The organism is Methylobacterium sp. WL6, from assembly GCF_008040095.1.
Taxonomy (GTDB): Bacteria; Pseudomonadota; Alphaproteobacteria; order Rhizobiales; family Beijerinckiaceae; genus Methylobacterium.
This window is the reverse complement of record NZ_VRVH01000231.1, coordinates 1-7,365: the sequence shown is the minus strand read 5'-3', so window position 1 is coordinate 7,365 and position 7,365 is coordinate 1. Positions and strand designations below refer to the sequence as shown.

General features: G+C 71.6%; 7 protein-coding genes. 5 read left to right on the top strand and 2 right to left on the bottom strand.

Annotated features, from left to right (window positions below):
* The 3 genes from FV230_RS21705 to fghA all read left to right on the top strand — a co-directional run.
* The coding region (locus FV230_RS21705) for a hypothetical protein (protein WP_147843880.1) at positions 1–225 on the top strand (225 nt) is incomplete at its 5' end.
* A gap of 227 nt (positions 226–452) precedes the next feature.
* Positions 453–1,589, top strand: a complete 1,137-nt coding sequence (locus FV230_RS21700) for an S-(hydroxymethyl)glutathione dehydrogenase/class III alcohol dehydrogenase (protein ID WP_147727892.1) — start codon at positions 453–455, stop codon at positions 1,587–1,589.
* Positions 1,590–1,698: 109 nt separating this feature from the next.
* A complete protein-coding gene (gene fghA / locus FV230_RS21695; protein ID WP_147843879.1) occupies positions 1,699–2,532 on the top strand; it encodes an S-formylglutathione hydrolase in 834 nt (277 codons plus the stop codon).
* 200 nt (positions 2,533–2,732) lie between these two features.
* Here the strand turns inward: fghA and FV230_RS21690 are convergent, their stop codons facing one another.
* Positions 2,733–2,978, bottom strand: coding sequence for a hypothetical protein (locus FV230_RS21690; RefSeq protein WP_147843878.1), 246 nt, complete (start codon positions 2,976–2,978; stop codon positions 2,733–2,735).
* Between the two features lie 176 nt (positions 2,979–3,154).
* On the opposite strand from FV230_RS21690, the gene FV230_RS21685 reads away from it, so the two are divergent.
* Positions 3,155–4,213 carry a putative sulfate exporter family transporter gene (locus FV230_RS21685; RefSeq protein WP_147843881.1) on the top strand — a complete coding sequence of 353 codons (1,059 nt, stop codon included), beginning with the start codon at positions 3,155–3,157 and terminating at the stop codon, positions 4,211–4,213.
* A 77-nt stretch (positions 4,214–4,290) separates the two neighbouring features.
* Positions 4,291–5,229: a dihydrodipicolinate synthase family protein gene (locus tag FV230_RS21680; RefSeq protein ID WP_147843877.1), complete on the top strand. Its 939-nt coding sequence runs from the start codon at positions 4,291–4,293 to the stop codon at positions 5,227–5,229.
* 112 nt (positions 5,230–5,341) lie between these two features.
* On the opposite strand, the gene addB is transcribed toward FV230_RS21680, so the two are convergent.
* The coding region (gene addB, locus FV230_RS21675; RefSeq protein WP_147843876.1) for a double-strand break repair protein AddB at positions 5,342–7,365 on the bottom strand (2,024 nt) is incomplete at its 5' end.

Genomic DNA, 7,365 nt, shown 5'->3' with positions numbered 1-7,365 from the left:
GTGCGGCTCGCCGACTTCAAGACCGGGCGCCCGCCCGCCGAGGGCGCGCCGCCGCCGCGGCCCGAGACCGCGCAGATCGCCCTCTACGCCCGCCTGCTCGCGCGGATCTACCCGGACCACGCGATCCGCCCAATGCTGGTCTGGACCTCGGGACCGGTGATCCGGCTCCTGAGCGAGGCGGAGATCGCGGAGGCGCTGGCCGGGCTCGGGCTGGCCGCGGCTTGACGCGGCCGCACGCGGCAGGGTCCTGAGCGGCCGGGTCCTGAGCGCCCGGGTCCGCGCCTGCGGCGGGGTCCCCCTGCGGAAATGGCGGTTGCGTCTGGGGCCGAGAACCAGCATCAGGCGTCTCGTATTTCGGGCCGTTCGGATCGCCGCCGCCAGGTGGAGCGATCCGAAGCGCCGTCGCCTGTCGACGCCGTCCGTTATCGTCCAGGCACAGGGAACCCGACATCATGAAGACGCGCGCAGCCGTGGCGTGGGAGGCGAAGAAGCCGCTCACGATCGAGACCATCGACATCGAGGGGCCGAAGGCCGGCGAGGTCCTCGTCGAGGTGATGGCCACCGGCATCTGCCACACCGACGCCTACACCCTCTCGGGCCTCGACTCGGAGGGCAAGTTCCCGGCGATCCTCGGCCACGAGGGCGCGGGCATCGTCCGCGAAATCGGCGCCGGCGTCACCGACCTGAAGGTCGGCGACCACGTGATCCCGCTCTACACGCCCGAATGCCGCGGCTGTAAGTCCTGCCTGTCGCAGCGCACCAACCTCTGCACCGCGATCCGCGCGACGCAGGGCCAGGGCGTGATGCCCGACGGCACCAGCCGCTTCTCCTGCGTCTCCACCGGCGGCAGCCCGGGCGGGTCCGACACCCTGTTCCACTACATGGGCTGCTCGACCTTCTCGAACTTCACCGTGCTGCCGGCGATCGCGCTGGCGAAGATCCGTGAGGACGCCCCCTTCGACAAGGTCTGCTACATCGGCTGCGGCGTCACCACCGGCATCGGCGCGGTGATCTACACCGCGAAGGTCTGGCCCGGCGCCAACGTCGTGGTGTTCGGCCTCGGCGGCATCGGCCTCAACGTGCTCCAGGCCGCGCGGATGGTGGGGGCCGACAAGATCATCGGCGTCGACATCAATCCCGACAAGCAGGAGATGGCGCGCAAGTTCGGGATGACGCACTTCATCAACCCGAAGGAGGTCGGCAACGATCACGTCGTCGCGGCGATCCTCGACGCCACCGGCGGCGGCGCCGACTTCTCGTTCGACTGCACCGGCAACGTCCACGTGATGCGCCAGGCGCTCGAGTGCTGCCACCGCGGCTGGGGCGAGTCGATCGTCATCGGCGTGGCGGAGGCCGGCAAGGAGATCTCGACCCGCCCGTTCCAGCTCGTCACCGGCCGCGTCTGGAAGGGCTCGGCCTTCGGCGGGGCGCGCGGCCGCACCGACGTGCCGAAGATCGTCGACTGGTACATGGAGGGCAAGATCAACATCGACGACCTGATCACCCACACCATGCCGCTCGACGAGATCAACCACGGCTTCGACCTGATGCACGAGGGCAAGTCGATCCGCTCGGTGGTGCTATACTAGGACCGACACTCGGACCGACGCGCGCTTCCCTCCCCCCTCTGCGGGGGAGGGAGGAGCCTGTATCGACCCATCGGCCGGTCACGGCCCCAGAGCCCCAGGAGATCACCCCATGGAAACCGTCTCGAAGGCCCTCTCGCACGGTGGCGTCCAGGGCGTGTACAAGCATGACGCGACGACCACCGGCTGCCCGATGACCTTCGCGGTCTTCGTGCCGCCCCAGGCCAAGGACGGCCCGGTGCCGGTGCTGTGGTACCTCTCGGGGCTGACCTGCACCCACGCCAACGTCATGGACAAGGGCGAGTACCGGCAGGCCGCCGCCCGCCACGGCGTGATCGTCGTCGCGCCCGACACCTCGCCCCGCGGCGAGGGCATCCCCGACGAGGCCGGCAACTGGCAGTTCGGCTCCGGCGCGGGCTTCTACCTCGACGCGACGCAGGCACCCTATTCCGCGAACTACCGGATGTGGAGCTACGTCACCGAGGAGCTTCCGGCGCTGGTCGCGAAGAACTTCCCCGCCGACATGAGCCGCCAGGGCATCTTCGGCCACTCGATGGGCGGGCACGGCGCGCTCACGATCGCGCTGACCTATCCCGACCGCTTCAAGTCCTGCTCGGCCTTCGCGCCGATCGCCCAGCCCTCCACGGCGGGCTGGTCGAAGCCGGCCTTCGAGAAGTATCTCGGCACGGACACGGCGGCCTGGCGCGCCCACGACGCCACCGCGCTGATCGAGGACGGGCACCGCTTCCCCGAGTTCCTCGTCGACCAGGGCACCGCCGACAGCTTCCTTCAGGACGGGCTGCGGCCGTGGCTGCTGGAAGAGGCCTGCAAGAAGGCCGGCATCGCGCTGACCCTCAACATGCGCGAGGGCTACGACCACTCCTACTTCTTCATCTCCAGCTTCATGGACGACCACATCGCCTGGGCCGCCGCCCGGCTGAAGTGACAAAAACCCTCCCGCGATCGGGCGATCGCGGGAGGGTTTTTGCTTTCGGCGTCGTCACGACGGCTCACGCCGCGACGGCACGCGTCGAACGATGATCGCGGTCGTCCCATCCATGAGGCCTTCGGCGGACGTCGGGCCTCGACGTGCAGGACGAGAGGGATGGACCGCGTCGCGGTGTCCCCCCGGCGACCGGCCTGAAATCAGCGCAGGGCCGTGACCTGCACGGGCGCCGCGTCCGCGACCTGCGACGGGGCTTGATCCGCCAGGTAGATTCGGCCGCCGACGAACAGAAGCGCCAGAGCCCAGAACACCAGGGCCGCACGGCGCGTCTCGCGGTAGCTGCCGGCTGCGCCCAGGGCTTTCGCATCGACGCAGGCGCGCGGCATCTCCATCGGCTCACCGAAGGGATCGTAGGCGGTCGTGCGCTGGTCGAGCTGGACGGTCATGATGGGAGATGTCGCGCTTGGCCGCCCCCGGATCAATGGTTGCGTCTTCCGAAGATTCCTTGACAAAGAGAGGCTTCTTCTCCGCTGGATCGCCGGTGTGGAAGTTCGTTCCTCGACGCATCCCCGGGTGCGGAATCCGCCGAGCGAGAGGCCGCGTGACCGCAGACTCGAAGCCGATGACCCCACCCGCGCACGCCGCGCCCACGGTCGCCGCCGGCCCGTTCGCGCTGCTGCCAGGCATCCTCGTCTGCGTCGCGATCACCGGGATCGCGATGGGCGTGCAGGCGGTCGAGGAGCGCGCGCTCGACCATCCCTATATCGAGGCGCTGGTGATCGCGATCCTGCTCGGCATCGCGCTCCGCAGCGCGTGGGTGCCGGGGGCGCGCTTCCGCAGCGGCATCGCCTTCAGCGCCAAGCAGCTGCTCGAGCTCGCCGTGACGCTGCTCGGCGCCTCCCTGAGCCTCGGGGCGATCGTCGCCTCCGGCCCGGCGCTGCTCACCGGCATCGTCGGCACGGTGATCCTGACGATCGCGGCGAGCTACGGCATCTGCCGCATGCTGGCGCTGCCGGCGCGGATGGCGATCCTCGTCGCCTGCGGCAACGCGATCTGCGGCAACTCGGCGATCGCCGCCGTCGCCCCGGTGATCGGGGCCGACAACAAGGACATCGCCGCCGCGATCGCCTTCACCGCCGTGCTCGGCGTGCTGATGGTGCTCGGCCTGCCGCTGTTCGTGCCGTTGGCCCACCTGTCCGACAACCAGTACGGCGTGCTCGCCGGGCTCACCGTCTACGCGGTGCCGCAGGTGCTGGCCGCCACCGTGCCGGTGAGCCTCGCCAGCACCCAGGTCGGCACTCTGGTCAAGCTGGTGCGCGTGCTGATGCTCGGCCCGGTGGTGCTCGCCTTCTCGCTGATCGCCCGCCGGCTGCCGGCCGAGGGCGGCGCGGCGGCCCGGCCCGGGCGCCTGAGCCTGACCAAGCTCGTGCCGTGGTTCATCGTCGGCTTCCTGGTGCTGGCGAGCCTGCGCTCCCTCGGCCTGATCCCCGACGCGGCCGCGCTTCCGCTGACGAGGCTCGCCGGCATCCTTACCATCGTCTCGATGGCCGCGCTCGGCCTGGGCGTCGACGTGCGCATCCTCGCGCGCGTCGGCGGACGCGTCACCGCCGCCGTCACCGGCTCGCTCCTCGTGCTCATCGGCATCAGCCTCGTGCTGATCCGGGCCCTCGGCATCGCCTGAGCGGCTGCGACGCCACCGCCGAGTCGGTCTATCGTCCGCGTTCCTCGTCCCGACGCCGTCACGAAGGATCAAACCCCATGCGCCTCGATGCCTCCGAACGCGGCGTCTTCCCGATCGCCCCGACGCCGTTCCACCCGGACGGCCGCATCGACCACGACTCGATCGACCGGCTGACCGACTTCTACGCCGCAAACGGCGCCACCGGCCTCACCGTGCTCGGGGTGATGGGCGAGGCGCCCAAGCTCGACCAGGGCGAGGCGCTCGACGTCGCCCGACGCTTCATCGTGCGGGCGAAGGGCCTGCCGGTGATCGTCGGCGTCTCGGCGCCGGGCTTCGCCGCGATGGCGTCGCTGGCCCGCAGCGCGATGGATGCGGGCGCGGCCGGGGTCATGATCGCGCCGCCCAGTTCCCTGCGCACGGACGACCAGATCGTCGCCTACTACGCGCAGGCCGCCGAGGCGATCGGCGCCGACGTGCCGTTCGTGATCCAGGACTATCCCCTCACCTTCACCGTGGTGATGACGCCGGGCGTGATCCGCCGGATCGTCAACGACAACCCGGCCTGCCGGATGCTCAAGCACGAGGACTGGCCGGGGCTCGAGAAGATCTCGGCTTTACGCGACTTCGAGGCGGAGGGCTCGATGCGGCGCATTTCGATCCTGTGCGGCAACGGCGGCCTGTTCCTCGATTTCGAGACCGAGCGCGGCGCCGACGGGGCGATGACCGGCTACGCCTTCCCCGACATGCTCGCCGACGTGGTCCGCCTCTCGTCCGCGGGCGAGCGCGACGCCGCGCACGACCTGTTCGACGCCCATCTGCCGCTGCTGCGCTACGAGCAGCAGCCCGGCATCGGGCTGGCGGTGCGCAAGTACGTCATGGCGCGCCGCGGGCTGATCGCCTCCGCCGCCCAGCGCAAGCCCGGCGGCACGCTGGGCCCGAAGGCGGTCGCCGAGGTCGAGTACCTGCTCGGCCGGCTCGCCCGCCACGATCCCCGCGCGGCGCTGGCGCCGGTCTGAGGCTGCGGCTCGCCTCCGGATCGATTCGGAGGCTGCTCTCGCGCCTTTCCCTCCCCCCACTGCGAGGGAGGGAGACGCGTGCATCCGCTCCGATCGACCGGAGGCGACCGGATCAGCCCTCGCTATCTCCCCCGAGCGACCATTCGCCGACGCGGGCGAGGTGGTCGTAGTCGCCGTAGGACTTGGCGTACTTCGCGTAGGGCCGCGAGGTGTAGGCGGCCTGCCCGGTCATGAAGCGGGCGACGAGCCCCCTCAGGCGGGTGGCGTGCTCCTCGACGATCTCCGCCACGGTGCGCGGATCGCCCTTGGGCGGCTTGACGGCCAGCGGCACGAACGGCTTCCGCCCGCCCGAGGCGTGGACGTAGAGCAGGTCCGGCGTCGCGTTCGTCGCCGGGAACCCGTCGAACGCGCCGTGCATCAGCATCGCCGCCTCGAGGGTGAGCTGCGGTGAAAAGCCGGCAAAGATCTCGCGGGCCGAGGGCGGCGCGCCGGTCTTGAAGTCGACGATGCAGGCGCCGTCCGCCCCGCGCTCGATCCGGTCGGCGCGCGCCCGGAGCGTGAAGGTCTCAGGCCCGAGCGGGATCGCCCACCGTCCGAAGATCTCGGGCTCGACCCGCGCGAGGGTCGCCCGCCGCGCGATCTCCCAGGGAAGGTAGACGGCGGCCATGCGCTCGTAGCGCGGCCACCACTCGGCGTAGAGCTCGGGGTAGGTGTCGGCGGTGCCGGCGAAGGCCTCGACCGCGATCTGGTTGAGCCGTTCCCAGGCGATTGCGGGATCGGGCAGCGCATCGGGATAGCGCTCGGCGAATCGGCCGAAGATCGCGTGGATCATGGTGCCGCGGTCCCCCGCGCCGGGCCGCTCGGCCACCGCCTCGAGCGGATCGAGCCCGAGCACGTGGCGGGCGAAGACGGCGTAGGGGTCGCGCACCAGCGTCTCGATCTCGGTGACGCTGAGGCTGCGCGGGAACAGGGCCGGGTCGGGCTTGGGCTTCGGCTGGGTCAGGCGCGGCTGCGCGGGCGCCGTGTCGAGCACGCGCGCATAGCCGGCAAAGCGCCGGCCGGCGTCGAGGGTGGCCGCCCAGGCCGCCTCACCGGCGAAGGCGCGGATGCGCTGGAGAAAGCGCGACGGCACGGTCGGCGAGCCCTCGCGCTTGGCCGCGCGGGTGATCACCGCGTCGCGGCAGCCGAGGGCCTGGACGAAGTCGTGCGCCGCCTGGCCGAGCTGGCGCTCGGGCGGGTTGAGGCCGATGCGTTCGCGCATCGGCCGGTTGAGGAAGGAATCCGTGGTGGTCTTGCCGGGCCAGACGCCCTCGTCGAGCCCGGCGAGCACGACGCGGTCGTAGTGCATCAGGCGCGATCCGAGCGGATCGAGGATGCTCAGGCGCGGATGCGGCGCCGGCCCGGCGCAGGGCACGGTGCGATCGGCGGCGAGCGTGGTAAGGAGGGCGGGGTAGTCGTCGAAGCTCCCCGGCAGCAGCGCCGCGTCGGCCTCGGCGCGGTGGCCGACGAGGTTCCGCACGTCGTCGAACAGCGTGTCGAGGCAATTCAGCGAGGCATCGGCGATCGGCTCGGCCACCTCCGCCGGCCGCGCCAGCAGCGCCTCGCACACCTCGGCATGGAGGCGCGCCGCCTCGACGAGATCGCAGGCGGCCGCCTCGGCGCCGCAGGAGCCGGCGAACGCGGCGAGCGGTGCGAACGCGGCCTCGAGCTGATCGAGGATCGTCGCCGCCAGGTCCCAATCGCGGTCGCCGAGACGCTGCTTGGCCCGGGGCTGGTGCCTGTGCGGGGCGGCGCGCTGGACGGCGAGCGCATCCTTGAGCCCCTGGAAGCTGCCGGCCGGCGCCGGGCCGCGCAGCACGCCGATCTCCAGGGCCGCCGCGCCGCGCACGACGTCGCCGCGCGGGAGGCCGAGGCCGACCAGCGGATGGGCCAGGAGCGCGATGATCCGCGCCGGGATCGCGTCGCCCTGCTCTCGGTGGAGGTCGACGGCCAGTTCCGCCGAGAGGCGCGCCATCCGGCCCGCCGCGCTGCGGCTGAGCGCGAGACCGGCGCCGTCCTCGGCGACGATGTCCCAGCGGGCGAGCTCGGCGGCGACCCGCATGGCGAGCGCCCGGTCGGGCGTGATCAGCGCGGCGG

Excerpts from the sequence above, each read along its gene's own strand:
- FV230_RS21690 (WP_147843878.1), bottom strand. The coding sequence starts at position 2,978 with ATGACCGTCCAGCTCGACCAGCGCACGACCGCCTACGATCCCTTCGGT.
- fghA (WP_147843879.1), top strand. The coding sequence starts at position 1,699 with ATGGAAACCGTCTCGAAGGCCCTCTCGCACGGTGGCGTCCAGGGCGTG.
- FV230_RS21685 (WP_147843881.1), top strand. The coding sequence starts at position 3,155 with ATGACCCCACCCGCGCACGCCGCGCCCACGGTCGCCGCCGGCCCGTTC.
- FV230_RS21700 (WP_147727892.1), top strand. The coding sequence starts at position 453 with ATGAAGACGCGCGCAGCCGTGGCGTGGGAGGCGAAGAAGCCGCTCACG.
- FV230_RS21680 (WP_147843877.1), top strand. The coding sequence starts at position 4,291 with ATGCGCCTCGATGCCTCCGAACGCGGCGTCTTCCCGATCGCCCCGACG.